This window comes from Ketogulonicigenium robustum (assembly GCF_002117445.1).
Classification (GTDB): Bacteria; Pseudomonadota; Alphaproteobacteria; order Rhodobacterales; family Rhodobacteraceae; genus Ketogulonicigenium; species Ketogulonicigenium robustum.
Map to the genome: position 1 here is coordinate 733,285 of NZ_CP019937.1, position 24,047 is coordinate 757,331.

General features: G+C 63.4%; 24 protein-coding genes. 14 read left to right on the forward strand and 10 right to left on the reverse strand.

All coding sequences use genetic code 11. The features are described 5' to 3' along the window. The first annotated feature begins 9 nt into the window (after positions 1-9). The gene (locus BVG79_RS03710) at positions 10-972 is read left to right on the forward strand and encodes a metal ABC transporter solute-binding protein, Zn/Mn family (protein ID WP_085785705.1); all 963 of its coding nucleotides are present in this window, start codon (positions 10-12) and stop codon (positions 970-972) included. Beyond that, a complete protein-coding gene (locus BVG79_RS03715; protein ID WP_236951407.1) occupies positions 956-1,600 on the forward strand; it encodes a glycosyltransferase family 2 protein in 645 nt (214 codons plus the stop codon). Before BVG79_RS03710 ends, BVG79_RS03715 begins: the two co-directional genes overlap by 17 nt. Here the strand turns inward: BVG79_RS03715 and BVG79_RS03720 are convergent. The 4 genes from BVG79_RS03720 to BVG79_RS03735 are packed head-to-tail and all read right to left on the reverse strand — an operon-like array spanning position 1,591 to position 5,223. Beyond that, entirely contained in the window at positions 1,591-2,349 is a 759-nt protein-coding gene (locus tag BVG79_RS03720; RefSeq protein WP_085785706.1) for an iron ABC transporter ATP-binding protein, read from the reverse strand. The genes BVG79_RS03715 and BVG79_RS03720 overlap by 10 nt on opposite strands. Further along, the gene (locus BVG79_RS03725) at positions 2,346-3,317 is read right to left on the reverse strand and encodes an iron chelate uptake ABC transporter family permease subunit (RefSeq protein WP_085785707.1); all 972 of its coding nucleotides are present in this window, start codon (positions 3,315-3,317) and stop codon (positions 2,346-2,348) included. Before BVG79_RS03725 ends, BVG79_RS03720 begins: the two co-directional genes overlap by 4 nt. Beyond that, on the reverse strand, positions 3,307-4,266 hold the full coding sequence (locus BVG79_RS03730) for an ABC transporter permease (protein ID WP_085785708.1): 960 nt from the start codon (positions 4,264-4,266) through the stop codon (positions 3,307-3,309). Before BVG79_RS03730 ends, BVG79_RS03725 begins: the two co-directional genes overlap by 11 nt. Before the next feature lie 48 nt (positions 4,267-4,314). Beyond that, positions 4,315-5,223, reverse strand: a complete 909-nt coding sequence (locus BVG79_RS03735) for a siderophore ABC transporter substrate-binding protein (RefSeq protein WP_085785709.1) — start codon at positions 5,221-5,223, stop codon at positions 4,315-4,317. 230 nt (positions 5,224-5,453) lie between these two features. Between BVG79_RS03735 and BVG79_RS03740 the strand changes: the two genes are divergently transcribed. Then, the gene (locus tag BVG79_RS03740; RefSeq protein WP_085787224.1) at positions 5,454-5,729 is read left to right on the forward strand and encodes a (2Fe-2S)-binding protein; all 276 of its coding nucleotides are present in this window, start codon (positions 5,454-5,456) and stop codon (positions 5,727-5,729) included. After that, positions 5,695-6,180 (forward strand): bacterioferritin, encoded by a 486-nt coding sequence (bfr, locus tag BVG79_RS03745; protein ID WP_085785710.1) that lies wholly within the window; start codon positions 5,695-5,697, stop codon positions 6,178-6,180. Before BVG79_RS03740 ends, bfr begins: the two co-directional genes overlap by 35 nt. Positions 6,181-6,201: 21 nt before the next feature. On the opposite strand, the gene BVG79_RS03750 is transcribed toward bfr, so the two are convergent. Genes BVG79_RS03750 through BVG79_RS03760 form a run of 3 tightly spaced genes read right to left on the reverse strand, consistent with a single transcriptional unit; the run spans position 6,202 to position 9,617 of the window. Beyond that, the gene (locus BVG79_RS03750; RefSeq protein WP_085785711.1) at positions 6,202-7,173 is read right to left on the reverse strand and encodes an ABC transporter permease; all 972 of its coding nucleotides are present in this window, start codon (positions 7,171-7,173) and stop codon (positions 6,202-6,204) included. Further along, the gene (locus BVG79_RS03755; protein WP_236951408.1) at positions 7,170-8,681 is read right to left on the reverse strand and encodes a sugar ABC transporter ATP-binding protein; all 1,512 of its coding nucleotides are present in this window, start codon (positions 8,679-8,681) and stop codon (positions 7,170-7,172) included. The genes BVG79_RS03750 and BVG79_RS03755 overlap by 4 nt, the downstream gene beginning before the upstream one ends. A 15-nt stretch (positions 8,682-8,696) precedes the next feature. Then, positions 8,697-9,617 (reverse strand): substrate-binding domain-containing protein, encoded by a 921-nt coding sequence (locus BVG79_RS03760; protein WP_085785713.1) that lies wholly within the window; start codon positions 9,615-9,617, stop codon positions 8,697-8,699. Positions 9,618-9,728: 111 nt separating this feature from the next. Between BVG79_RS03760 and BVG79_RS03765 the strand changes: the two genes are divergently transcribed. Beyond that, positions 9,729-11,186: a xylulokinase gene (locus BVG79_RS03765; protein ID WP_085787227.1), complete on the forward strand. Its 1,458-nt coding sequence runs from the start codon at positions 9,729-9,731 to the stop codon at positions 11,184-11,186. Here BVG79_RS03765 and BVG79_RS03770 read toward each other — a convergent pair. Genes BVG79_RS03770 through puuE form a run of 3 tightly spaced genes read right to left on the reverse strand, consistent with a single transcriptional unit; the run spans position 11,161 to position 13,900 of the window. Then, on the reverse strand, positions 11,161-11,655 hold the full coding sequence (locus BVG79_RS03770) for an ureidoglycolate lyase (protein WP_085787225.1): 495 nt from the start codon (positions 11,653-11,655) through the stop codon (positions 11,161-11,163). The genes BVG79_RS03765 and BVG79_RS03770 overlap by 26 nt on opposite strands. Further along, on the reverse strand, positions 11,652-12,485 hold the full coding sequence (locus BVG79_RS03775; RefSeq protein ID WP_085785714.1) for a bifunctional allantoicase/(S)-ureidoglycine aminohydrolase: 834 nt from the start codon (positions 12,483-12,485) through the stop codon (positions 11,652-11,654). The genes BVG79_RS03770 and BVG79_RS03775 overlap by 4 nt, the downstream gene beginning before the upstream one ends. Further along, positions 12,482-13,900, reverse strand: coding sequence for an allantoinase PuuE (gene puuE / locus BVG79_RS03780; protein WP_085787226.1), 1,419 nt, complete (start codon positions 13,898-13,900; stop codon positions 12,482-12,484). Before puuE ends, BVG79_RS03775 begins: the two co-directional genes overlap by 4 nt. Before the next feature lie 90 nt (positions 13,901-13,990). Here puuE and uraH point away from each other — a divergent pair, with 90 nt between their 5' ends. The 9 genes from uraH to BVG79_RS03825 all read left to right on the forward strand — a co-directional run bounded on the left by uraH (position 13,991) and on the right by BVG79_RS03825 (position 24,030). Next, complete coding sequence (gene uraH / locus BVG79_RS03785; RefSeq protein ID WP_085785715.1) at positions 13,991-14,347, forward strand: hydroxyisourate hydrolase; 357 nt, start codon at positions 13,991-13,993, stop codon at positions 14,345-14,347. A 64-nt stretch (positions 14,348-14,411) separates the two neighbouring features. Then, complete coding sequence (locus BVG79_RS03790) at positions 14,412-16,892, forward strand: heavy metal translocating P-type ATPase (protein ID WP_085785716.1); 2,481 nt, start codon at positions 14,412-14,414, stop codon at positions 16,890-16,892. A gap of 236 nt (positions 16,893-17,128) precedes the next feature. Next, on the forward strand, positions 17,129-20,020 hold the full coding sequence (locus BVG79_RS03795; RefSeq protein WP_085785717.1) for a monovalent cation/H+ antiporter subunit A: 2,892 nt from the start codon (positions 17,129-17,131) through the stop codon (positions 20,018-20,020). Further along, complete coding sequence (locus BVG79_RS03800; protein WP_085785718.1) at positions 20,020-20,361, forward strand: Na+/H+ antiporter subunit C; 342 nt, start codon at positions 20,020-20,022, stop codon at positions 20,359-20,361. Before BVG79_RS03795 ends, BVG79_RS03800 begins: the two co-directional genes overlap by 1 nt. Next, a complete protein-coding gene (locus BVG79_RS03805) occupies positions 20,361-22,046 on the forward strand; it encodes a monovalent cation/H+ antiporter subunit D (RefSeq protein ID WP_085785719.1) in 1,686 nt (561 codons plus the stop codon). Before BVG79_RS03800 ends, BVG79_RS03805 begins: the two co-directional genes overlap by 1 nt. Beyond that, positions 22,039-22,527 carry a Na+/H+ antiporter subunit E gene (locus tag BVG79_RS03810; protein ID WP_236951409.1) on the forward strand — a complete coding sequence of 163 codons (489 nt, stop codon included), beginning with the start codon at positions 22,039-22,041 and terminating at the stop codon, positions 22,525-22,527. Before BVG79_RS03805 ends, BVG79_RS03810 begins: the two co-directional genes overlap by 8 nt. Continuing rightward, positions 22,524-22,805 carry a K+/H+ antiporter subunit F gene (locus BVG79_RS03815; RefSeq protein ID WP_085785721.1) on the forward strand — a complete coding sequence of 94 codons (282 nt, stop codon included), beginning with the start codon at positions 22,524-22,526 and terminating at the stop codon, positions 22,803-22,805. The genes BVG79_RS03810 and BVG79_RS03815 overlap by 4 nt, the downstream gene beginning before the upstream one ends. Further along, positions 22,802-23,224 carry a monovalent cation/H(+) antiporter subunit G gene (gene mnhG, locus BVG79_RS03820; protein ID WP_085785722.1) on the forward strand — a complete coding sequence of 141 codons (423 nt, stop codon included), beginning with the start codon at positions 22,802-22,804 and terminating at the stop codon, positions 23,222-23,224. The genes BVG79_RS03815 and mnhG overlap by 4 nt, the downstream gene beginning before the upstream one ends. Continuing rightward, complete coding sequence (locus tag BVG79_RS03825) at positions 23,221-24,030, forward strand: SseB family protein (protein WP_236951410.1); 810 nt, start codon at positions 23,221-23,223, stop codon at positions 24,028-24,030. Before mnhG ends, BVG79_RS03825 begins: the two co-directional genes overlap by 4 nt. The last annotated feature ends 17 nt before the right edge of the window (positions 24,031-24,047 follow it).

A 24,047-nucleotide genomic window follows, 5' to 3' on the forward strand; every position in this document is an offset into this window, starting at 1 on the left:
GATCTTCGGATGAAACTGCATTTTTCGCTCGCTTTGGGCGCGGTTCTCGTTGCCGGAACGGCAGCGGCTGCCCCGCTTCGGGTGGTCGTAACTTTTCCCGTTTTGGGCGACTTCGTGCAGCGAGTCGGGGGAGAGGACGTCACAGTGACCTCGCTGGTCGGCGCGGGCGGCGATGCGCATATGTACGAGCCGACGCCTGCTGACGCTGCGCTGTTGGTTGGGGCCGATCTGATCGTCGTGAACGGTTTGGGGTTCGAGGGATTCATCGACCGCCTCATCACCGCCAGTGATGCTACAGCACCTGTCGTCGTCGCCAGCACGGGGGTAGCGGTTCTGCAGGGCACCCCGCACGTGCATGGGGACGACCATGGCGATCAAGACGCGCATCATGACCACGATCATAATCACGCGGATGATGAGGAAAGCGGCGAAGCCCCCGATCCGCACGCATTTCAAGCTATCCCGAACGCGCTGATCTATATCGATAATATTGCCGAAGCACTCTGCGGACTTGATGCTGAAAACTGCGCCGCTTACCAAGCGCGTCAGGCGCAGACGCATGCCGATTGGTCGGCGCTGGATGCTGAATTGCGGGCCGATTTGCAGGCGGTTGCCGCCGATGGCCGCACGCTGATCGTGCCCCACAACGCCTTTGCCTACCTTGGCGCGGCCTATGGCCTGACCTTCGAAGGGCTGCAGGGCGTGTCGACCGAGAGCGAACCGTCGGCCGCTAGCCTCGCTGCGGTTTTGCGCGATTTGCGCGACGACGGGGCGGCCGCAGCGTTCCCCGTCAATGGGGCCGACAGCCGCCTGATCACCCAGATCGCGTCCGAGCTCTCGATCCCGCTGGGTGCGCCGCTGTTCGCCGAGAACTTCTCGGACGCTAGCGGCCCCGCTGCCGATTACGAGGCGATGCAGCGCCATAATATCGGCGCGATCGTTGGTGCGCTGGCGAATGATGCCGCAGATTAGCATTATCATGCCGGCCTTCAACGAAGGGGCCGGCATTCGCGCCGCGATCGACGAAGTGCGTAAGGCCCTGTTGAATAAAACCAGTGGGGCTGAATTGATTGTGGTCGATGACGGCTCGACCGACGATACTGCCGCGCTGGTGCGGGCCGAGGTGATGTCCGACAGTCGCATTCGCCTCATCAGCCAGCACAACCAAGGCCACGGGGCGGCGCTGAACGCAGGCGTTGCGGCATCAAGTGCTGGCGTGATCATGGTGGTGGATGCCGACCAGCCGATCGCGCTGGGCCAGATGCAGCCGTGGCTGGAGCGGGTCGTCAGCGGGGATGTGGGCGCTGTCATGGCACATCGGCAGCGCCGCAATGATGGTGCGGGGCGGGCCGTGCTATCGTTTGGACTGTCTTGTGCGCTTTTTATGCGCTTTGGCCGGTGGGTCGGGGATGCGAATGTGCCGTGCAAAATTCTGCCGCGCGGCGCGTGGGTGCCTAGCGCCGCTGTCCCGTCTGCCATCACCGCGATCAGGTTACAGGCCGTGCGCGTGCCCGTAAAGATGCGCGATACGGGGGCAGGGGCCAGCGGGCGCGTGCTGTGGCGCACCGCGCTGGGGGCGCTGCGCGCGATTTATTCGTAGAAAAGACAGATCCGGTTGCCCGCAAATTCGTGGACGGCGATCTCCATATCATAGATCTCGTGCAGCACTTCGGGGCGGATCATTTCGGGCACGGTGCCGCTGCGAACCAAGCGGCCATCGCGCATGGCCACGACCGTATCGGCGTACCACGCGGCAAAGTTGATGTCGTGCAGCACCAACACGACGGTCTTGCCCAACTCGCGCGTGGCGCGGCGTAGCAGTTGCATCATGCTGCGCGCGTGCTTCATATCAAGGTTGTTCAGCGGCTCGTCTAGCAGCACGTAATCGGTGTCTTGGCACAGCACCATCGCCACAAACGCGCGCTGGCGCTGCCCGCCCGACAGCTCGTCCAAATAGCGCCCCGCCAGTTCGTCCAACCCCAGATAGCTGATGGCGCGGTCGACATGTTCTTTATCGTCCAGCGTCGGGCGCCCCTTGGAATAGGGGTAGCGCCCGAACGTCACCAGATCACGCACAGTCAGGCGCGAGGACAGGTGGTTATCCTGCCGCAAAATCGCCAGATGCCGCGCAAGCGTGTCGGACGGCGTCGTCGTCACATCCATCCCGTCGACGGTTACCGTGCCCTTGTCGGCGGCCAGCAGGCGCGCGGCAATCGACAGAAGGGTCGATTTACCCGCCCCGTTCGGGCCGATGATGGCTGTAATCCCCTGCGCGGGGATCGTCAGCGTCACATCATCGACGACAAGCGTATCGCCATAAGCTTTGGAAACTTCGGTCGCGACGATCATCGGGTTTGGCTCCGGCGCATGACAAGGTAGATGAAGGTGATCCCGCCGAGGAATTCGACGATGATGCTTAGGGCGGTGTTGAACGCGAAGACACGTTCCAGGATCGTCTGGCCACCGACCAGCGTGATGATGCCCAGCAAGATGGCGGTGGGTAGCAGGTAGCGGTGCTTATCCATGCCCAACAGCCGGTGGGCAAGGCTGGCCACCAGCAGGCCAAAGAATGTCACAGGCCCCACCAGCGCGGTCGAGACCGAGACCATGATCGCGCAGATTATAAGGGCCTGCATCACCGTTGACCGGTAGTTCAGCCCCAAGCTAACAGCCGTTGCGCGGCCCAGCCCCACAACATCCAGACGGCGCACCAGCAGCAGGGTCCATAGCATCGCAGCGCCCAAAATAAGGGCGGAAAAGCCCAGCAGCGACCGGTCGATCATATTGAAGCTGCCGAAGAACATGTCTTGCAGCACCTGAAATTCATTCGGGTCCAGAATGCGCTGCACGAAGCCCGACAGGCTGCGGAAGAACGTGCCGAAGATAATGCCGACCAGCACCAACAGGTGGATTGATCGCTCGTGCCCGACGAACAGCCATCGGAACAGCAGTCCCGAGAAGACCAGCATCGCGAGCACCTCGACCGCGTAAAGCAGGTCTCCGTTCACTTGCGATAGCCGCACGGTGCCCAATGTGGCGACCAGCAGCGTCTGGATCAGAATGTAAAGCGCGTCGAACCCCATGATCGACGGGGTCAGGATGCGGTTGTTCGTCACCGTCTGGAACAGCACCGTCGAAGTGGCGATTGCGGTTGCGACCAGCACAAGGCCAGCCAGCTTTGTCCCGCGCAGTTTCAGCACGAACGCCCACGAGCCCCGGGCCCCCAGCGTCATGAAGCAGGCGATGGCGATGACCGCGATGATCGCCAGAACGATCAGCACGATGCGCGCGCGGCGGGTGGCGGGATCAAGCGGCACGTGTCTGTTTCCTCAGCAGCAGATAGAGGAAAATCGCAGCGCCGATGACGCCGACGACCGTTCCGATCGGAATTTCATAAGGATAGCGTACGACGCGGCCCAAAATATCGCAGGCCATGACAAAGCATGCCCCCAGCACAGCCACCCAAGGCACCGCGCGGCGCATATTGTCGCCAATCATCAGGCTGACGATATTGGGCACGATCAGCCCCAGAAACGGGATCATCCCGACAGACACCAGAACCGTGGCCGAAATCAGTGATACGATCACCAGCCCCAGTGTCACCACGCGGCGGTAGTTCAGGCCCAAATTGACGGTGAAGTCGCGGCCCATGCCCGCCACGGTAAAGCGGTCGGCGGCGATCAGTGCGATGACGCCGAAAACCATTCCCAGCCACAGCAGCTCATATCGGCCGCGCAGCACACCGGAAAAGTCGCCCGTTTGCCACGCCAGCACCGTCGGCATCAGGTTCCAGCGATAGGCGATGAAGGTGGTGATCGCCCCGATCACCCCGCTCAGCATGATGCCTACCAGCGGCACCATCAGCACATCGCGCAGCGGCACTTTGCGCAGGATTTGCAGAAACAGCGTGGTGCCCAGCAACGCTGCCAGCGCGCCCAGCAGCATTTTCACAATCATCGGCGCGCCGGGCACGAAAATCGTCGCCAGCAGCAGTCCAAGCGCGGCGGATTCTACCGTGCCCACGGTCGATGGTTCGACAAAGCGGTTGCGGATCATCATTTGCATCAGCAGCCCCGAGATCGCCATCGACGACCCCGCAAGGATCAGGGCTAGCGTGCGCGGGATGCGGCTAACGAACAAAACCTGCATCGCGCGGCCATCCATTCCCCCCTCTAGCAAAGTGCGGAGGTTGACGTGGCTGACGCCGATAAACAAGCTAGTGCAGGCCAGAACGGCCAGCAAGACCAAAGCAAGGATGAAACGCATGAGTATTAAAAGCCGCGTGCCGCCCCGAAGGGCGGCACGCTAGCAACCTTATTGAATACCGGCCATAATTTGGTCGGTCAGCGTGACAAGCGCGTTGTAACCGCCAAAGGTGATATAGGCCGAGTAGGGATCCAGATAGATCACGTGGCCGTTTTGGGCTGCAGTGGTCTGGTTGAACAGATCATTGTCGAGCAGGGCTGCGGCGGCACCGGTGTTGTCGGCATTGCCAACGCCCGCATCACGGTCGAGGACAAAAACGTAATCGGGGTTGCGCTCAAGCACGTATTCGAAGCTGATCGCGTCACCACCATGGAAGCGGTCGTCGATGTTTTCTTCCAGCGGGGTAAAGCCCAGATCGGTAAAGATCCAGCCCAGACGGCTGACCGGGCCATAGGTGCCCAGATTGCCGGCGTTGGTCACCAGCACAACGGCGGTGCCTTTTCCTTCGGCGGCGGCCTTCACAGCCTCGCGGCGGGCTTGCAGGTCGGCGACCAATTCGGCGGCGCGGTCTTCAACGCCGAACAGGTTGCCCAGCGTGGTCAGATTCTTTTCAACGTCGTCGAACAGGTTGCCGTTGTCGAACGACATGTCGATGGTCGGCACAATTTCCGACACGGCGGGGTAGGCGCGCGCCGAACGGCCGCCGACAATCATCAGATCAGCTTCGGCGGCGTTGATGGCTTCCAGATCAGGCTCGAACAGGGTGCCGACGTTGATGAATTCATCGGTGTCGAACACGGCTGCGGGGCCATGCAGGTTGCCTTTGGGCACGCCAGCGGGCGTCAGCCCCAGCGCGGCGAAGTTGTCCAGTGTATTGATATCCATCACCAGCACCTTTTCGGGCGTGGCGTCCAGCGTCAGCTCGCCTTGGGCGTGCTGGATGGTGACGGGGTCGGCGAATGCGGGCATGGCCACAAAGGCGAGGCTGGCGGCGGTCAGCGTCGAACGCAGAAGCATGGCAGGTTCCTTCCGTAGTCGGTGTGCCAGTTGGTCGCCGCGACGAGGGCGGCTTTACAAGGGCGGCTTCAAGTCTCGGCAAAGACGTAGATGTTTGATCGGCTGCGGTCAAAGGGAAATTGTCAGGAAATCGTGACAGGCGATAGTTTTTGTCAGGATTGACAGCAGAGCCCCAAGCCGTCATCCAGTACGGGCTGCCGCAACGTCGCGGCGACCAACGCGGGCAACCCATGATCGTCTGTTCTTGTTTGGGAATCACCGATAAAGACATCCACGCCGCAGTCGATTGGATGCGCGCGTCCGACGCCTTTACGCTGATTACGCCCGGAAAAGTCTATCGCGCCTTGGGAAAATCTGCCGATTGTGGCAGTTGCCTGCCACTTTTCCTTTCAACCATGCGCCAGAACGCTAATCTTCAAGTACCAATGCAACTGCGCGGCTTGCGCCGCGTCCAGACACAGGACTTGGAAGATGAAGGGCGACGCGAAAGTTATCGAATACCTTAACCGCGGCATTCGCAGCGAATTGACAGCCGTGAACCAGTATTGGCTACACTACCGCCTGCAGGAAGACTGGGGCCTTGGTGCCATGGCCGCCAAATCCCGCGCAGAAAGCATCGAGGAGATGCAGCACGCAGATAAGCTGATCCAGCGTGTGATCTTTCTGGAAGGCCACCCCAATCTGCAAAAGCTTGACCCGCTGCGTATTGGCCAGACCCCACGCGAATCCGTCGAATGCGATCTGGCGGCCGAGGTCGAGGCCCGTGCCCTTTACAAAGAAGCCCGCGAATACTGCGCCGAGGTCGGTGACCATGTATCCAAACAGCTGTTTGACGAGCTGCTAGCCGACGAGGAGGGGCATATCGACTTCCTTGAAACGCAGCTGGATCTGCTGGACCGCTTGGGCGATCAAAACTACGCGTTGCTGAACGCATCGAAGTCGAACGAGGCTGAATAGGCGCGATAGGCGCGCGGGGGTTTAGCCCCGCGCGGCCCTGCGGCGGCTGATGGCCGACAGGCTGACCGCCAGCAAGATAATGACGCCGACCATGACTTTCGACACATAGCTATCGACGCGCATTTGCGTCAGGCCGTTTTCCATCACCGCCAATGTCAGCACGCCAGCGATCGTGGCCAGAACGCGCGGCTGACCGTTTTGTGTCAGCGTCATTCCCAAAAATACGGCTGCAATCGCATTCAGCATCAGCCCGTCGCCCTGCACGGGGTTGGCCGATGCCAGGCGGCTGGCATACATCAGCCCCGCCGCCGCCGCGCCAACGCCAGTAAACGCAAAAGCGCTGGCCCGCAGCCATGCCACCCGTACACCCGCCAAGCGCGCAGCCGTCGCATTGCCGCCGATGGCATAAAGGCGGCGGCCATAGCTGGTTTGTTCCAGAACCAGCCACAGCGCGACGGCCACCAGCAACGCTACAACAGTCAGCGCAGGCAGGCGCGTTACGCGGCCCGCGTCTTCCCATAGCGGGATGCCGCCGCGTGCGAATTCGGCGAAGGCCGTCGGGATTGCGGCCCCGAAAATCGTCTTGCCGCCCGAGACCAGCATGGCGAGGCCAGAAAAGATGGTCATGGTCGCCAGCGTTGCGATGAACGGCAAAATGCCGACCCCCGCAATCAGCACGCCGTTCAGCAAGCCGCCCAGCAAGCCAATCGCCAGCGCCGCCGCGATGGTCGGCCCGATATCCCAGCCTTGGGTGAACAAAACTCCCGCCACCACACCCGCAAGCGATGCCATCGCCCCGACCGACAGGTCGAAGTCGTTCATCGCCATCACCACCGTCATCGCCACAGCGACAACCAGCAACATGCTGACTTGTTGGCTGATATTCAGCCAGTTGCGCGCGGTCATGAACGTGTCGGGCAGGTTGATCCAGAAGAACACGACAATGGCAGCCATACCGATCAGGCTGGCGAAACGGCGCAGATATGATGTCATGCGGCCTCTCCTTTGCTGGCGTAGCACCGGGTCAGCAACAGACCTTCGGTCAGCTTTTCGTTGGGAATGATCTCGCGAATCTCGCCGCCGACCAGCACTGCGATGCGGTCGGCTAGTCCGATCAGCTCCGGCAGGTCGGACGAGGCGACGATGACGCTGACGCCGCTGTCGGCCAGCTGGCGGATGATTTGGTAAATATCGAACTTCGCCGCCACATCGACGCCGCGCGTCGGCTCGTTCAGCAGCAGCAGGCGCGGATTCCCGGCCAAGGCACGGGCAAACAGCACCTTTTGCTGGTTCCCGCCCGAGAGGGACAGCACCGGATGCTGGATCGAGGCAGCTTTGAGGCGCACGGCTTGGCCCTGCGCGCTGGCTAAAGCGCGCTCGGCCCATTGGTTGCGCAGCCCCGCGCGGGACAGGGACGCCAGATGGGGCAGGACGATATTGTCGGTAATGCTTTGGTCCAGCATCAACCCTTCGGCGCGCCGTTCGGGGGGGACATGGGCGATGCCGTGCGCCCATGCTGCGGTTGGCCCGTGTGCAATCGGCGTGCCGTCCAGCGTGGCTTGCCCACTGCGCAGGGGAATCGCGCCAGCCAGGGCCGACAGGATAGAACTGCGCCCAGCGCCCGCCAGCCCGGCCAGCGCCAATATCTCGCCCTTACCGACGGTGAAACTGGCGTCTTTCACGCGGCCTGCGGTCAAGCCCTTAACGACCAAGCGCGGCGCAAATTCGGCCGTGGCGGGGCGCGGGGGGTAAAGGTCGATCATCGCGCGGCCGGTCATGGCGGTGATGATGCGCGACTGGTCGGTTTCGGCGCGCGCACGGGTTTCAACCAGCTGGCCGTCGCGCAGCACGGTGATCCGGTCGGATAGCGCCATGACCTCGCCCATACGGTGCGAGACATAGAGGATGCCGGCCCCTCGCGCGACCAACTGGCGGATGACGATAAACAGGCGCGCGGCCTCGTCACCGGTCAGGGCGGCGGTGGGCTCGTCCATCACATAAAGCCATGGCGCGTCGCCGTCGCCGATTAGCGTTGCCGCGATGCGCACCAGCATCTGATCGCCCGGGCCCAGCTGGGCCATGGGCTGGCGGGGCGAAATGTGATCCAGCCCCAGCCGCGCCAGCGCCGCGCCCGCTGCAGCGTGCAGCGCGCGCCAGTCTACCAGACCAAAGCGGCGCGGGTAGGGGTGCGCAAGGTGCATGTTTTCCGCGACGGACAGGGTCGGGACGACCTGCAGTTCCTGATGGATAAAGCGGATGCGGCGAACGGCTGCATCGGGGCGAATGGGGGTGCCATCCAGCGCGAAAGTGCCGCTATCGGGGCGCTCCAGCGCGGCCAGCACGCGGATCAGCGTGGATTTTCCCGCGCCGTTTTCACCCATCAAGGCATGAATTTCGCCTGATTGCAGGGTGAGGTCGACGCCTTGCAGCGCCTGTACCGCGCCATAGCGGCGGCTGATGTCGGAAAGGATCAGGGTCGTCATGGGAAAAGGGGCGGTCATCCCGCCCCGCCTTTGTTATTCGGCCGCATTCGCGCTGGTGATCAGCACGGTCGGGACATAGACGTTCTTGCTACGCAGCTCCTCGCCGCCCAGCAGGCGGGCGACGGTGTCGGCGGTGGTGCGGCCGATGCCGGCGAAATCCTGCGCAACGGTGGCCTCGAAGTTGCCGCCAGCGGCGACGGCGTCACGGGCCTGCGGGTTCGCGTCGATGCCGGTGATCACGATGCCTTCATCTGCGCGGCCCGCCGCCTCGATCGCCTGCAGCGCCCCAAGGGCGGGCTGGTCCCATGCCGCCCAGACGGCCGAAATCGAGCCCGGTTCGGGGTTGGCGGTCAGGATCGCCTCCATCTTGGCGCGGCTGTCGGCGATGCCGCCGTCGGACACGTCAGGGGTGATGCGGTCCAGCACCTTGATGTCGGGGAAGTTGGCGAAAACGGCATCGGCGATCACACCGCGCACCTGCACCGGCGGGAAGGGGTCAAAGGTGATCATCACGATGTTACCTGCGCCGTGCAGGCGGTCGGCGACGTAGACAGCCGTTTCGGCAGCCATCGCGTAGCCGTTCGACGTGACGTTTGCGGCCAGCTGCGGGTCGCTGCCCGCATCCATCCCGACAACCGGAATGCCGGCATCGGCCGCAGCCGCAAGACCGGCCCCGACCTGAACGGGATCGACGTTGATGACGATAGCATCGACGTTCTGGATCACGGCATCCTCGATCCGGCTGATAACGGCGGCGACATCGCCTGCGGTATCAACGACGTTCACGTCCCAGCCCAGTTCGGCGGCGCGGGCCTGAAACGCCTCGACATAAAACTGTGTGCCGGGTTGGGCGAGATAGGGGGTAATGACCGAGACCGTTTCGGCCCAAGCGGCGCTGCCGCCCAGTGCGGCGAAAACGGCGGCGGTGGCAATGGCTTGTCCCTTACGGATCATGACAGGTCTTCCTCAGCCTGAAGGATTATGATTGATCTGGCCATGAATGGCAGCGGCGCACCCCACTGTCCAGCGTCCGCGCAAGCGGCAGCCCAAAATAGCGGAGGGAAAATGTCCAAGGCAGTTCTGGTTGGCGTCGATATTGGCACAACGGCGGTCAAGGCCGTGATGTTCGACGAAAGTGGCCAGCGCCTTGCCAGCTATGGTGCGCCCTATGCGACCGCGCGCCCTGCGCCGGGGTTGGTTGAACAGGACCCTGCGGATTGGTTGCACCATGTGATGCGCGCGCTGGACGAATTTGCTGCGCACCCGCAGGCGGGGCGCGTCGCGGCGGTCGGGGTGACGTCGCAGGTGAACACCCATGTGTTTGTTGATGCCGATTTGCAGCCTTTGTTGCCTGCGATCAATTGGGCTGACGGGCGCGCGGCTGTGGCGGCCTCGCGGTTGGATGGAGCGCTGACGGTCGATCAAAAGATCGCGGCGCTGGGCACGCCGATGCAGATAGACGCCAGCCACGCGCTGTCCCGTATGGCGTGGCTGGCCGAGGCGCACCCCGACCTTTGGGCGCGCACCGCCTATGTACTGGCCCCGAAAGACTACATCATCGCGCGGCTGACGGGGCAGCTTGCCGCTGACCCGATTGCCTCGGTCGGGCTGGTGGGGACCGATATGGCCTATGCCCGCGCGGTGCTGGATTTGCTGCCCGATGCGGCGCGGCGGCTGGCGCCGCTGCGCGACCCGTTGGATGTCATCGGGCAGATGCAAGGTGTGTTCCAAGGCGTGCCGGTGGTTGCGGGCACGATGGACGCGTGGGCGTCGATGTTCGGGGTTGGCGTTGCGGCCGAGGGCGAGGGCATGAACCTGTCCGGCACGTCCGAGGTGCTGGCGCTGATTTCGGCCACACGCAACCCTGTGGCGGGTGTCATTACCTTCCCCGCATGGCGCGGCATCACGCTGCACGCAGGCCCGACGCAAGCGGGCGGCGCCTCGCTGGATTGGCTGGCGCGGCTGCTGAATGTGACGCCCGCGGCCGCCGCGCAGATGGCCGAGGGCGAGGTGATCTACCCCCGCAGTCCACTGTTTTTGCCGCATCTAGAAGGCGAGCGTGCCCCGCTGTGGGACGCCGTGGCGCGCGGTGTTTTTGCAGGATTGGATAGCTCGACCGAGGCGCCACGGATGGTCGCCGCTGTGATGGAGGGGGTCGCCTTTTCGGCGCGCCTCGCCCTCGAGGCACTTGAAAAGGCGGGGGGCATGCGCCCCGCGGTGGTGCGCGTGGGTGGCGGCGGGACGGCATCGGACGCATGGTGCCAAATCCGCGCCGATGTGATGCAGCGTCCCGTGGTGCGCATGCAGGCGCGCGACGCGGGGGCGATGGGGGCAGGTGTGATGGCGGCGGCAGGGATAGGCCTGACCGACGACCTGGCCGCCGCCGCGCAGGCGTTGGTGCCCGTCGATCGTGTGTTCACCCCCGCGCCTGCCGCTGCGGCCTTGGCCGAGCAGCGCTTTGCCATTTGGCAGCAGCTTTATGCGGGGGTGCGCGGGGTTAACGCAGCTCTGGCGGCACTGTGACGGTGATGGGGGCGGGCAGGATGACTTCCTCAAGGTTGTCGCCCGCGCCGATGTAATCGACCACTGCGAATAGGCCGGGGCTGTGCAGCGGGGTCAGCACCCCGTGCCACGTGCCCCGATGGAAGTTAATCGCTTGGCCGGGGGTGGTGACGAACGCTTCGATCTGGCCGGGCTGGCCGTTTGCATCTTGCGCCACGATCACCAGAAACGGGTGCTGGGTCATCGGCACAAAGGCCTGCGCCCCCAGCGGGTGGCGCTCCAGCAGATCCAGCGCGTAGGGCAGCGTGCGCGGGGTCGCGTTAAAGATGCTGAGGCCCGCGCGCCCGCCGTCGGCAAAGTCCAGCCGTGCGCGGTCGTGGTAGCGACCGCACATGCCGGCATTGATGATGCGGTCGGGGTCACCGCTGGCGTCCAGCACATCGCCATAGGGTGCGAAGTCCGCCGCGGTCAGGGGGCGCGCGGTGATCATTTCGCGGCCCATCCGCCCAGTGTCAGGCTGGGGTGGCGGTTCACGTCTTTATACAGCAGATAGCGAAAGGGGCCGTCGCCTGTCGCGATGCAGGCCTGCGGGCACCACGCGCGCAGCCACATGAAATCTCCGGCCTTGACCGAGACCCAATCGCGGTTCAGCAGATATTCCGCCGTACCTTCCAGCACATAAAGGCCGTGTTCCATGATATGGGTTTCGGCAAAGGGGATGCGGCCTTCTGGTTTGAAGGTCACGATGTTAACGTGCATGTCGTGGCGCAGGTCGTTGGGGTCGGCAAAGCGCGTCGTGCCCCATTTGTCAGTGCCGGGCATCCAGTTGATCGGGTTTTCCGCGTCGGATGTGACGAAGGCCGCAGGCACGGGCAGGCCCGGTGCGGGTTCATAGCGCTTGCGGACCCAGTGGAATTTCAACAGGCTATCACCCGTATTCAGCACCGTCCAAATGGTGCCGGGGGGCAGGAAGGCGTATCCGCCCGCCACCAGCGTGTGGGCAGCCCCGTCGAGGGTCAGGCGCATTTCGCCCTCAGCCACGAACAGCACGCCTTCGGCACCCGCGTCAGGTTCGGGCATGGTCGATCCGCCGCCGGGCGCGACCTCGACCGCGTATTGGGCAAAGGTTTCGGCAAAGCCGGTCAACGGGCGGGCGATGATCCATGCGCGGGTTTTGTCCCAGCCGGGCAGCAGGCTGGCGACAATGTCACGCATGACCGAGGCGGGGATAAAGGCATAGGCCTCGGTAAAAATGGCACCGGCGTCGGCGGGGTCGTCGGTCAGAGGCGGCATGCCGCCGGGGGGGAAGGCGTAGGTCATGGCAGCATCGCTTTCAGGCGCAGTAGGGCGATGCGTTCGACTTGGCGCAGCCCCTCGGTAAATTCGGTGTCGGTATCGTTTGCAAGGCGGCGCTCGAACGCGGCCATGATGCTGGCTTTGGTGTTGTCACGCACCGCGATAATGAACGGGAAGCCGAACTTTTCCACATAGGCGGTGTTCAGGCGGGTGAAGGTCGCGCGTTCCTCATCCGTCAGCGCATCCAGCCCTGCGCTGGCTTGTTCTGCGGTGGACTCGGCCGTCAGGCGCTTGGCCGCAGCCAGTTTACCAGCCAGATCAGGGTGTGCGTTCAGCACGCCCAGCTTTTCCGCGCGCGAGGCCGAGCGCAGTATGCGCACCAGCGCATTTTGCAGGCCGACGGCGCTGTCATGCGCGGGGCCTAGTTCCAGATCAAAGGCGCGTTCGGCGACCCACGGGCTGTGTTCGATAATGCCGCCGAAGCGCGCCACGAATGTGTCGCGGTCCATCTTGCTTGGGCGTTCGATCCGCTGGTGGGGGTGGTGTTCGGCCCAGTGCGCGGCGATTTGGCCGCGCGTGGCAAACCAGACGCCGTCGTGCGACAGCGCGTAATCTAGGAACCGCTTCAGCCCCGCGACCTTGCCGGGGCGACCGATCAGGCGGTTGTGCAACCCGACCGAGAACATCTTGGCCTGACCCGCCAGCCCCTCGGCATAAAGCGTGTCGAAGCTGTCTTTCAGATACTGGAAGAACTGCTCGCCCTCGATATAGCCCGGCGCGGTGGCAAAGCGCATGTCGTTTGCCTCCAGCGTGTAGGGGATGACCAGCTGGTCGCGATCGCCGACCTCTAGCCAATAGGGCAGGTCGTCGTCGTAGGTGTCCGAGATCCAGTCGAACTCACCGGTTTCGGCGGTCAGGGCGACGGTGTTGGCGGAACAGCGGCCGGTGTACCAGCCCTTGGGCGGCTCGCCCACAACCTCGGTGTGCAGGCGGATGGCCTCGGCGATCTGGGTGCGTTCGACCTCGGCGGGCATGTCTTTATGCTCGACCCACTTCCAGCCGTGGCTGGCGATTTCCCAGCCCGCATCCTTCATGGCGGCGACCTGTTCGGGGTTGCGCGCCAGCGCGGTGGCGACGCCGTAAATCGTGACAGGAACTTTCAGCCCCGTGAACAGGCGGTGCAGGCGCCAAAAGCCCGCGCGCGCGCCGTATTCATAGATCGATTCCATATTCCAGTGGCGCATCCCCGGCCACATGGCGGCACCTGCGATGTCCGACAGGAACGCCTCGGACGCGGCGTCGCCGTGCAAGACGTTGTTTTCGCCGCCTTCTTCATAGTTCAGTACCATGGATATGGCGACTTTGGCCCCGCTGGGCCACGCTGCGTCTGGGGCGTTCGGGCCGTAGCCCCTGAAATCACGCGGATAGCGGTTTGTCATTTTCTTCTCCGATCCTTCCAATCAGGCGTAGCGCGCGCGGCGGGAAAGTTGCAAGCTGGCCGCTGCAAAATTCCACCGGAGGACCAAGAAATGAGCACTGGCTACCTGACGACCCACGTTTTGGACACAGCGCGCGGCTGCCCTGCCGTAGGCCTGACGATCGAGCTGTTCCGCCTGGATGGTAGCTTGGATGGCGGCCGCCTGCTGATCGCGACCAAAGTGACCAACAGCGACGGGCGCACCGATGGCCCGATTTTGCCCGAGGCCGCTTTCGCGCTGGGCGCCTACGAATTGGTCTTCCATGCGGGGGATTATCTGGTCGCCCACGGCATGACGCGTGATTTTCTGGATATCGTCCCGATCCGGTTCGGGATGGCTGCAGATGACCATTACCACGTCCCGTTGCTGCTGTCGCCTTTCAGCTATTCGACCTATCGCGGCAGCTGAGGCGCGCTTGACCTTACCATTTGGGAAGGCCCTATCTAGGTGCGAATCAGGAAAGGGGGCCCAAATGGAACTGTCCTTTGATATTCAGGGTATGACCTGTGCCTCGTGTGCGGCGCGTGCGCAAAAAGTGCTGTCGAAGGTCGATGGCGTGGCGCAGGCCGATGTGAATTTGGCAACGCATGTGGGGCGCGTCAGCTTGGCTGCGGGCGCGACTGCTGCCGAAGTTACCCAGAACGTGGCTGCAGCGTTGGACAAGGCGGGCTACCCCGCCCAAGCGCAGCACCGCGTTTTGGAAATCGAGGGGATGACCTGTGCATCCTGCGTCGCGCGCGTAGAAAAGGCGCTGGCTGCGGTGCCGGGCGTGTCGAATGCTCACGTGAACTTGGCGACGCGCACCGCGCAGCTGGATGATCTGTCGCGCGACGCCGACCGTCTGGTCGCTGCGGTGACACGCGCTGGCTATGACGCCCGCTTGCGGCAAGACGAGGCTGCCCGCGAAGATCGCGACGCCGCCGAGGCTGCTGTTTTGCAGCGCAATCTGCTGGTCGCCGCCGCACTAACTGCGCCGGTCTTCGTGCTGGAAATGGGCAGCCACCTGATCCCCGGCCTTGGCCATGCGCTGCACGGCGCGTTTGGTGCGCTGCCGCTGACGCTATGGCTGTTCGAATTTCTGCTGATTACGGCGGTGCTGGCGTGGCCCGGGCAGGTCTTCTTTCGGCGCGGTATCCCGGCGCTGCTGCACAGCGCGCCCGATATGAACGCGCTGGTGGCGGTGGGCGCAGGGGCCGCGTGGCTGTATTCCAGCTTTGTGCTGTTCCTGCCGGGGCTTGTGCCCGACGCGGGGCGCGTCGTCTACTTCGAGGCGGCGGGCGTCATCGTGACGCTGATCCTCGCGGGGCGCTGGCTAGAGGCGCGGGCCCGCGGGCGCGCTGGTGCGGCCATTCGTCGCCTAATGGATTTGCGCCCTGCGACCGCGTGGGTGGAGCGCGAGGGCGGGCCGGTTGAAGTGCCAGTCGCCGCGCTGCAGGTTGGCGATGTGCTGCAATTGCGGCCGGGCGCGCGCATCGCCACGGACGCGCGCGTGCTGTCGGGCCAGTCTTATGTGGACGAAAGCATGATCACCGGCGAGCCGATGCCCGCGACGAAAGCCGAAGGCGATGCGCTGGTCGGCGGCACGCTGAACGGTGTCGGTATGATGCGGGCTGAAGTGACCGCCGTGGGCGGTGAAACCGTGCTAGCGCGCATTCTGACCATGGTCGAGGAAGCGCAGGGCGCGCGCCTGCCTGTGCAGGATCTGGTTAACCGCATCACCCTCTGGTTCGTGCCCGTGGTGATGGCGCTGGCCGCGCTGACGGTGGCCGTTTGGCTGGTCTTTGGGCCCGATCCGCGCCTAAGCCATGCGCTGGTGGCGGGAGTGTCGGTGCTGATCATCGCGTGCCCCTGTGCGATGGGGCTGGCGGTGCCGGTTTCGATCATTGTGGGGGCGGGGCGCGCGGCAGAACTGGGCGTGCTGTTCCGCAAGGGCGACGCGTTGCAGCGGCTGTCCGATGTCACGACTTTTGCCTTTGATAAAACCGGCACGCTGACCGAAGGCAAGCCGCGCTTGCAAACATTTGAAAGCCGCGTTGACGGCGACCTGCTGGCCGAGGTTGCGGCGGTCGAGGCGCTGTCCGAACATCCCACCGCGCAGGCGATTGTCGCGGGTGCGGCGGGGCGCGCATTGCCGCTGGCACAGGATGTTGTGGCCGTGCCCGGCATGGGCGTTACGGGGGCGGTTGGAGGGCACCGTTTGGCGATAGGCAACCAGCGTCTGATGGCGCGCGAGCAGATCGATCTGGCTCCTGTTTCCGCACAGCTGGCCGCATTGGCCGTCGACGGGCAGGCGCCGGTGCTGATTGCGCGCGACGGGCAAATCGCGGGGTGGCTGACGGTCGCGGATCAGGTCAAGCCCGACGCGAGTCAGACGGTTGCCGCGCTGCGCGCATCGGGCGCGCGCGTGGTGATGATCTCGGGCGATGCCAAGGCCAATGCGCAGCGTATTGCCGCGCAACTGGGGGTGGACGAGGTGCTGGCTGAAGTGCTGCCCGAAGGCAAGCGCGACGCGATACTGGCGCTTCAAGCCAGCGGCCCCGTGGCCTTTACGGGTGACGGCATCAACGACGCCGCCGCCTTGGCGACCGCCAACGTGGGGCTGGCCGTAGGTAATGGCACCGACATTGCGATAGAGAGCGCCGATGTGGTGTTGATGAGCGGTGATATCGCGGGCGTGCTGCGCGCGCGGCAGGTGGCGCGGGCGACAATGGTTAACATCCGCCAGAATTTGTTCTGGGCCTTCGCCTACAATGTCCTGCTGATACCCGTGGCTGCGGGGGTGCTTTACCCTGCGTTCGGTTGGATGCTTTCGCCTGCGTTGGCGGCCGGCGCGATGGCGCTGTCGTCGGTAGTCGTGGTGGGGAATGCGCTGCGCCTGCGGCGTGCGGGGGGCAGCGCTGGCGGGGGCGTCGGCAGCCTCGCAGACCGCGATGCGAAATTACCTGCAATTTGAGGCCCAAAATGTTGATTTTCGCGCCTTTAGCCCTCGACAAGCGATCGGGCGTGCCCTAGCTTTTAAGCGCCCTTGCAAGGGCCTGCGGTGCATAGGCTGCGGGCTATTGTCCTGCGGCGGGGCGTCCTTGCGATGTCTTGTCCAGATGCCGCGGCGTGACGATGATCGCCGCGTTTTTGCCCGCACCGTGCGGGCAGGCCAAACGAAGTGGGGGCTAACACGCGGGAAGGGGCCAAATGATCGAACAAAACCTGTTGCTGGTTCTGACCGCGTTACCTTTTGCCGGTGCCCTTTTGGCCCTGACCATCGGCACCCATGCCCGCAATGCCGAGGCGTGGTTGGCGGCCTTGGTGATGGCGGCAGGTCTGGGGATCACCCTTTCGCTCTATCCGATGATTGCCGATGGCGGCGCGCTGCGCAGCCAGATTGCGTGGGTGCCCAGCATTGGCCTCAACCTTGTGTTCCGGATTGATGGGTTCAGCTGGATGTTCCTGCTGCTGGTATTCGGTATCGGGCTGCTGGTGGTCATCTACGCGCGCTTCTATCTGTCGCCAAAAGACCCCTCGGCGCGGTTTTTCGGCAGCCTGCTGGCCTTTACCGGCGCGATGACGGGCGTTTTGCTGTCGGGCAACGTGATTATGCTGGTCGTGTTCTGGGAACTAACCTCAATCACCTCGTTTTTACTGATTTCGTATTGGCACCATTTGCAAGGCGCGCGTGATGGGGCGCGGATGTCGCTGATCGTGACGGGCGCGGGCGGGCTTTGCCTGCTGGTCGCCATGCTGATCATGGGCCATGTCGTGGGCAGCTACGATGTCGACCGAATTCTGGCCGCTGGCGCGCAGATCAAGGATCACGCGCTTTACCCCGTGATCATCATCCTGTTCCTGCTGGGCACATTCACCAAATCGGCGCAGTTCCCGTTCCACTTCTGGCTGCCCAACGCGATGGCCGCACCCACGCCGGTGTCGTCCTATCTGCACTCGGCTACTATGGTGAAAGCAGGGGTCTACCTGATGGTGCGCTTTGCGCCCAGTATTGGTGGCACGGATCTGTGGTTCTATATTGTTGGTGGCATCGGCATGTTCACCATGCTGTTTGGTGCCTTTGTCGCGGTCTTCCGCCACGACCTGAAGGGGCTGCTGGCCTATTCGACCATTAGCCATCTGGGGTTGATTACGGCGCTTGCTGGGTTCGGCACGCCCGCCGCGATTGTGGCGGCCATCTTCCACATCGCCAACCACGCGATTTTCAAAGCCAGCCTGTTCATGGCCGCAGGGATCATCGACCACGAGGCAGGGACACGCGATATGCGCCGTCTTTCAGGCCTGCGCCGCCTGATGCCGGTGACCTTTGCGCTAACCGCACTAGCCGCCGCGGCCATGGCCGGTGTGCCGCTGTTGTCGGGCTTCCTGTCGAAAGAGATGTTCTTGGCGGAAACGCTGGAAAGCTATACGGGCGACAGCTTCAATGCGGCGCTGCCTTGGGTTGCGACGATTGGGTCGCTGTTCTCGGCCGCCTATGCGCTGCGCCTGATCGTGACCGTGTTCTTCGGCCCCGAAGCGACCAGCCTGCCCAAGCACCCGCACGAGCCGCCGCACCTGATGCGTCTGCCGGTCGAGGTGTTGGTGGCCCTGGCCGTCGCGGTTGGCTGTTTCCCCTATTATACCATTGCGCCGATACTGAAAGTTGCGGTGCTGTCCGTTCTGGGCGATGCAACCCCGCATTATTCGCTTTCGCTGTTCCACGGGTTTAACACCCCCCTGATGATGAGCGCGATTGCCCTGATCGGCGGCGCGCTGTTTTACCTGTTGCTGCGCCGCCCGATCGAGGAAGGGCCCGATGGCCCGCCCGTCATGTACAAGCTGCGCGCGCAACGCGTTTTCGATCGCCTTTTGCTGGTTCTGTCCTGGCGCGTGCCGCGTAAGCTGCTAGCCATCTTTGCGACCGAGCGTTTGCAGTCGCAGCTGCTGATCATCATCATGGTGGCGTTCCTTGGGGCGGGCTGGTCGCTGTGGGGCGTGCCGCGCCTGATGCCGGACGCCCGTGTGGGCGTTGGGTTCGACCCAGCGTTCGCATTGCTTTGGGCTGTGGGGATTTGCTGTGCGGTCGCTGCTGCGTGGCAGGCCAAGTACCACCGCTTTGCTGCGCTGGCGCTGCTGGGCGGGGCGGGACTTTGTACGGTGATGACGTTCGCCTTGCTGTCGGCGCCTGATCTGGCGGTGACGCAGTTGCTGGTCGAAATTGTGACGACTGTTCTGTTGCTGCTGGGCCTGCGCTGGCTGCCTAAACGGCGCGAGCCCATCAAGGGCGACCAGTCGCTGCAGTCGCGCAGCCGCCGCGTCCGCGACCTGATCATTGCCGTCGCTTGCGGGGTCGGCGTTGCGCTGGTCGCGCTGTCGGTGATGACATCCAATCCGGTGAACACCATCGGCGACTGGTTCTTGGAAAACGCTTATTCGGAAGGTGGCGGCACCAACGTGGTCAACGTCATCCTTGTCGACTTCCGCGCCTTCGACACATTCGGCGAGATTACTGTGCTGGCTATCGTGGGGCTGACCGTGTTCGCGCTGCTGCGCCGCTTCCGCCCCGCACAGGAAGCTGCGGGCCGCCCCGACGAGCAGATCGGCGTCGATCCGAAGGTGTTGGACGATTACATGTACGTCCCCGCCATTATCATGCAGTGGCTGTTCGCCCCTATTATCGCGCTGTCTGCCTATCTGTTCTTCCGCGGGCATGACCTGCCGGGTGGCGGCTTTGCGGCGGGCGTGACCTTGGCGATCGGGTTCTTGCTGCAATATATCGCGTCGAACGTGCGCTGGATTGAATCGCGGCTGACGGTTCTGCCGATCCGGTGGATAGGGCTGGGGCTGCTGGTCGCCGCGGCAACGGGCATGGGGGCGTGGCTGTTCGGCTACCCCTTCCTGACCGCGTATTCGCAATACATCGACGTGCCGATGATCGGTAAAGTGCCCGCAGCGACTGCGCTGCTGTTCGACCTTGGCGTCTTCCTGCTGGTCGTCGGGGCGACTGTGCTGATGCTGATCGCTATCGCTCACCAATCGCTGCGGTCCTCGCGTGCCCGCGAGCAAGACGAAGCCCGCACCAAAGACGAGGAGACCGCCTGATGGAGCATGTTCTGGCAGCGGCCATCGGCGTTCTGGTCGCATCGGGGGTGTGGCTTGTGCTGCGGCCCCGCACATTTCAGGTGATTATCGGCCTGTGCCTGCTGTCATACGGGGTGAACCTGTTCATCTTTGCGATGGGGCGGCTGTGGGTCGACAAGGCCCCGATCATGGAAAAAAACGGTGTGATTGACCCGTCACAATTTGCCGACCCCGTGCCGCAGGCGCTGGTTCTGACGGCAATCGTCATCAGCTTTGCCACAACGGCGCTGTTTCTGGTGGTGATGATGGTCTCGCGCGGGTTGACCGGCACCGATCACGTAGACGGCAAGGAGAGCAATTGATGGCTGGCGCTTCACCTGAACATCTGATGATCGCGCCGATCGTCATCCCGATGGTCGTCGGGGCATTGATGCTGCTATATGATGACCGCCAGCGCCGTGCCAAAATGATCATGAGCCTTGGGTCGGCCGTCGCGATGTTGATTGTCGCGATCGAACTCCTCAGCCGTGCCAAGGGGTCGGAACTGACGGGCGGAAACTCGATCGGGTTCTACCTGCTGGGCGACTGGGCGTCCCCCTTCGGGATTGTGCTGGTGGTCGACCGATTGTCGGCGATGATGCTGTTGCTGACGTCGATCGTCGCGATACCTGCGCTGATCTATGCTTCGGCGGGGTGGCAGGGGCAGGGGCAGCACTTCCATTCGATCTTCCAGTTCATGATTATGGGGGTGAACGGCGCTTTCCTGACGGGCGATTTGTTCAACCTGTTCGTTTTCTTTGAGATTTTGCTCGCGGCCTCGTACGGTTTGATGCTGCATGGGTCGGGGCAACTGCGGGTGCGGGCAGGGCTGCACTACATTGCCATCAACCTGATTGGCGCGCTGCTGTTCCTGATTGGTGTGTCGCTGATTTATGGTGTGACAGGTACGCTGAACATGGCCGACCTTGCCACCCGAATCGTCAACATCAGCGAGGCTGACCGCCCGATGCTGCACGCCGCTGCGGGTGTCTTGGGGATCGCGTTCTTGATTAAGGCGGGCGCATGGCCGCTGGCCTTCTGGCTGCCGCCGACCTATCAGGCCGCGCCTGCGCCGGTGGGGGCGATGTTCGCGATCCTGACCAAGGTCGGCATTTACGTCATTTTGCGAATGACGATGCTGTTGTTTGGTGAAAGCGGTGGCCTATCCGCCGGTTTCGGGTCCGAGGTGTTGATCGCTGTCGGTTTGTTGTCGCTGATCTACGCGACCGCGGGCGTGATGACGTCGCAAAGTCTGGGGCGGATGGCAGGGTATTCGGTGCAGGTCACATCGGCCACATTGATCGCGGTGATCGGCTTTGCCATTGGCGGCGGCGGCATGGCGATGCTGGGCGGCGCGATGTACTATATGATCGCATCGACGCTGGCGACCGCCGCGCTATTCCTGCTGGACGAGGTTTTGCAGCGCCGTCAGGGCGGTATCGCGGCCATTTTGGCCCTGACCGCCGATGCCTACGGCGTTGAAACCCCCGAAGACGACACCGAGGCGGGCGAGGTCGGTATTACCATTCCGGGCGTGCTGACCGTTCTTGCGATTTCGTTCTTCGCGGTGGCAATCGTCTTGTCGGGCATGCCGCCACTGCCGGGGTTTATCGGTAAATTCGCGATGCTGTCATCGGGGCTGAACCCGTCGGGCCTTGGGCGAGGCGAGCCTGCGCCGATTATGTGGTTGTTCGTCTTCCTTGTCGTACTGTCCGGCTTTGCCACCATGATTGCGCTGGTGCGGATCGGAATGCAGACATTTTGGGGCGATGACGAACCCATGGCCAAGGTGCGCCTGCAAGAGGTGATCCCGATTGTCGGCTTGGTCGTGCTGCTGGTGCTGATGGCCGTGCGCGCCCACCCGCTGATGCGCTACACCGAAATTACCGCAAGGGCTTTGGCGCGTCCGACGATCTACATCGACGGCGTGATCACCGCCCCCCGTGTCGAGGATAAGCAGGTGCCCGCAGCGGCAGCCCCCATGCCAGAGGGAGAAAACGGTGCGTAAAATCATCCCTCACCCCATGGTCAGCGCGTCGTTGACACTTGTCTGGATGGCGCTGACGGAATTTTCGCTGGGTCACTTGCTGCTGGGCCTGATGATTGCGCTGTCGGCTGGCCGCGCGCTGGCGCTGATCCACCCCGCTGCGCGCCGCATCAAACGCTGGGACTTGCTGATCAAGCTGTTCTTTGTGATCGGCGGCGATATTATTAAATCGAACGCCGAAGTGTTCTGGATGATCGTCACCAAAGGCCATCGCGGTGCACGTCATTCGGGTTTTGTCGCGGTTGACTTGAAGCTGCGCGACCACTTTGGCCTGATGGTTATGGCGCTGGCCGTGACCGCAACGCCGGGGTCGGCCTGGATCAAGCACGACCCCGAAACTGGGCGCTTGCTGGTGCATGTCTTCGATCTGAACGACGAAGACATCTGGCGTCGTACGCTGCAAGATCGCTATGAACGCGTTTTGATGGAGATCTACGAATGAGCGGAACCATCCTTTTCTGGGCGGTAACCTATGCGCAGATCATGCTGGCCCTTGCGCTTTGTCTGGCCGGCTGGCGCGCGCTAAAGGGGCCACGCGCCCAAGACCGCGTGTTGGGGCTAGATACGATGTATATCGTGGCCATGTTGTTGCTGCTGGTCACGGGGATTCGTACTGGCGGCCACTATTATTTTGAGGCCGCGCTGATTATTGCGGTGCTTGGATTCATCACGACTGTCGCCTTTGCTAAATTCCTGTTGCGCGGCGAGGTGATCGAATGAGCGGCGATTTGTCCCTATGGGTGGCAATTCCGGTTGCGCTGCTGGTGGTGATCGGGGCCACGCTGACGTTCGTCGGCGCGCTGGGGCTGGTGCGCCTGCGTAACTTTTATGACCGCATCCACGCGCCCTCGTTGGGCACCAGCTGGGGCACGGCAGGGGTCGCGCTGGCGTCGTTGATCTTTTTCTCGGCGTCCGCTGGGGAGTTGCTGCTGCACGAGTTGATCATCGGCATCTTCATCATGATCACGACGCCCATCGGCATGATCATGTTGGCAGGGGCGGCCTATGTCCGCGACCAACGCGAAACCGCGCGCGAGGCGGATGACCCCGAGGTCGCCCCCGCGCTTGCAGCCGCCGCCGCGGCTGCGGCAACCGAGGTCGCGCCGGTCGTGGATCAGGTGCTGGAAAAACCCGAATGATCGTAGATTTGTCGGCGCTGGATGTAGCCCACGCCGCAATGCAGCGCGATCCCGCTGACGATGCGCGGCGGCTGCAATTTTACGCCGTGCTGGCGGATAGCCCCCTGTTTCTGATGCTGGAAGGCGAACCCGAGGGCGAGTCTGTTACCCCCGCAGTTTTCAACGTAGCGGGTGTCGATTACATTCTGGTCTTTGACGCCGAAGACCGTTTGGCGCAATTCGCTGGCGGCGCCGTGCCCTATGCCAGCTTGGCTGGCCGTGGTCTGGTCGAGATGATCGCGGGGCAGGGCATCGGGCTCGGCCTGAATCTGGATGTGGCGCCATCGGCGATGATGCTGGGGCCGGATGCAGTCGATTGGTTGGCGGCGACGTTGGGCGAGGCGCCAGCCGAGGCGACGGCGCGCCCCCGCGCGATCCACGCCCCGCAAGCGATTCCGCAGGCGCTGCGCGATGCGCTGGCCGCGCGCCTGTCCCATGCTGGCATGCTCGCGGCATCGGCGTCGCTAGTCGCCGTCGAATATGATGACGGCAGCCGTGGGCACATGTTGGCCTTCGTCGACGCAGACCCTGCCGCCGCGCCGCAATTGGCCGCTGCCGTGCGCGAGGCGCTGGTGTTTTCGGGGATCGAGGCCGGGGCTGTTGATGTGGCGTTCGTGCGCCAGCCCGACGACGCGGCGTTCATCGCGCATTTGGCCAAGGGGTCGGGTATTCCCTTGGGCCGGCCCGACGTCTCGCGATCTGCCCCAGCCAAAAGCAAGACGGCCGGCCCGGGTATGAACCCCGACCGGCCGCCCATCTTGCGGTAGTTCTGGTAACATTCGAT

Coding starts and splice junctions, on each gene's coding strand:
- BVG79_RS03710 (WP_085785705.1), top strand. CDS start 10: ATGAAACTGCATTTTTCGCTCGCTTTGGGCGCGGTTCTCGTTGCCGGA.
- BVG79_RS03715 (WP_236951407.1), top strand. CDS start 956: ATGATGCCGCAGATTAGCATTATCATGCCGGCCTTCAACGAAGGGGCC.
- BVG79_RS03720 (WP_085785706.1), bottom strand. CDS start 2,349: ATGATCGTCGCGACCGAAGTTTCCAAAGCTTATGGCGATACGCTTGTC.
- BVG79_RS03730 (WP_085785708.1), bottom strand. CDS start 4,266: ATGCGTTTCATCCTTGCTTTGGTCTTGCTGGCCGTTCTGGCCTGCACT.
- BVG79_RS03735 (WP_085785709.1), bottom strand. CDS start 5,223: ATGCTTCTGCGTTCGACGCTGACCGCCGCCAGCCTCGCCTTTGTGGCC.
- BVG79_RS03740 (WP_085787224.1), top strand. CDS start 5,454: ATGATCGTCTGTTCTTGTTTGGGAATCACCGATAAAGACATCCACGCC.
- bfr (WP_085785710.1), top strand. CDS start 5,695: ATGAAGGGCGACGCGAAAGTTATCGAATACCTTAACCGCGGCATTCGC.
- BVG79_RS03750 (WP_085785711.1), bottom strand. CDS start 7,173: ATGACATCATATCTGCGCCGTTTCGCCAGCCTGATCGGTATGGCTGCC.
- BVG79_RS03755 (WP_236951408.1), bottom strand. CDS start 8,681: ATGACCGCCCCTTTTCCCATGACGACCCTGATCCTTTCCGACATCAGC.
- BVG79_RS03760 (WP_085785713.1), bottom strand. CDS start 9,617: ATGATCCGTAAGGGACAAGCCATTGCCACCGCCGCCGTTTTCGCCGCA.
- BVG79_RS03765 (WP_085787227.1), top strand. CDS start 9,729: ATGTCCAAGGCAGTTCTGGTTGGCGTCGATATTGGCACAACGGCGGTC.
- BVG79_RS03770 (WP_085787225.1), bottom strand. CDS start 11,655: ATGATCACCGCGCGCCCCCTGACCGCGGCGGACTTCGCACCCTATGGC.
- BVG79_RS03775 (WP_085785714.1), bottom strand. CDS start 12,485: ATGACCTACGCCTTCCCCCCCGGCGGCATGCCGCCTCTGACCGACGAC.
- puuE (WP_085787226.1), bottom strand. CDS start 13,900: ATGACAAACCGCTATCCGCGTGATTTCAGGGGCTACGGCCCGAACGCC.
- uraH (WP_085785715.1), top strand. CDS start 13,991: ATGAGCACTGGCTACCTGACGACCCACGTTTTGGACACAGCGCGCGGC.
- BVG79_RS03790 (WP_085785716.1), top strand. CDS start 14,412: ATGGAACTGTCCTTTGATATTCAGGGTATGACCTGTGCCTCGTGTGCG.
- BVG79_RS03795 (WP_085785717.1), top strand. CDS start 17,129: ATGATCGAACAAAACCTGTTGCTGGTTCTGACCGCGTTACCTTTTGCC.
- BVG79_RS03800 (WP_085785718.1), top strand. CDS start 20,020: ATGGAGCATGTTCTGGCAGCGGCCATCGGCGTTCTGGTCGCATCGGGG.
- BVG79_RS03805 (WP_085785719.1), top strand. CDS start 20,361: ATGGCTGGCGCTTCACCTGAACATCTGATGATCGCGCCGATCGTCATC.
- BVG79_RS03815 (WP_085785721.1), top strand. CDS start 22,524: ATGAGCGGAACCATCCTTTTCTGGGCGGTAACCTATGCGCAGATCATG.
- mnhG (WP_085785722.1), top strand. CDS start 22,802: ATGAGCGGCGATTTGTCCCTATGGGTGGCAATTCCGGTTGCGCTGCTG.
- BVG79_RS03825 (WP_236951410.1), top strand. CDS start 23,221: ATGATCGTAGATTTGTCGGCGCTGGATGTAGCCCACGCCGCAATGCAG.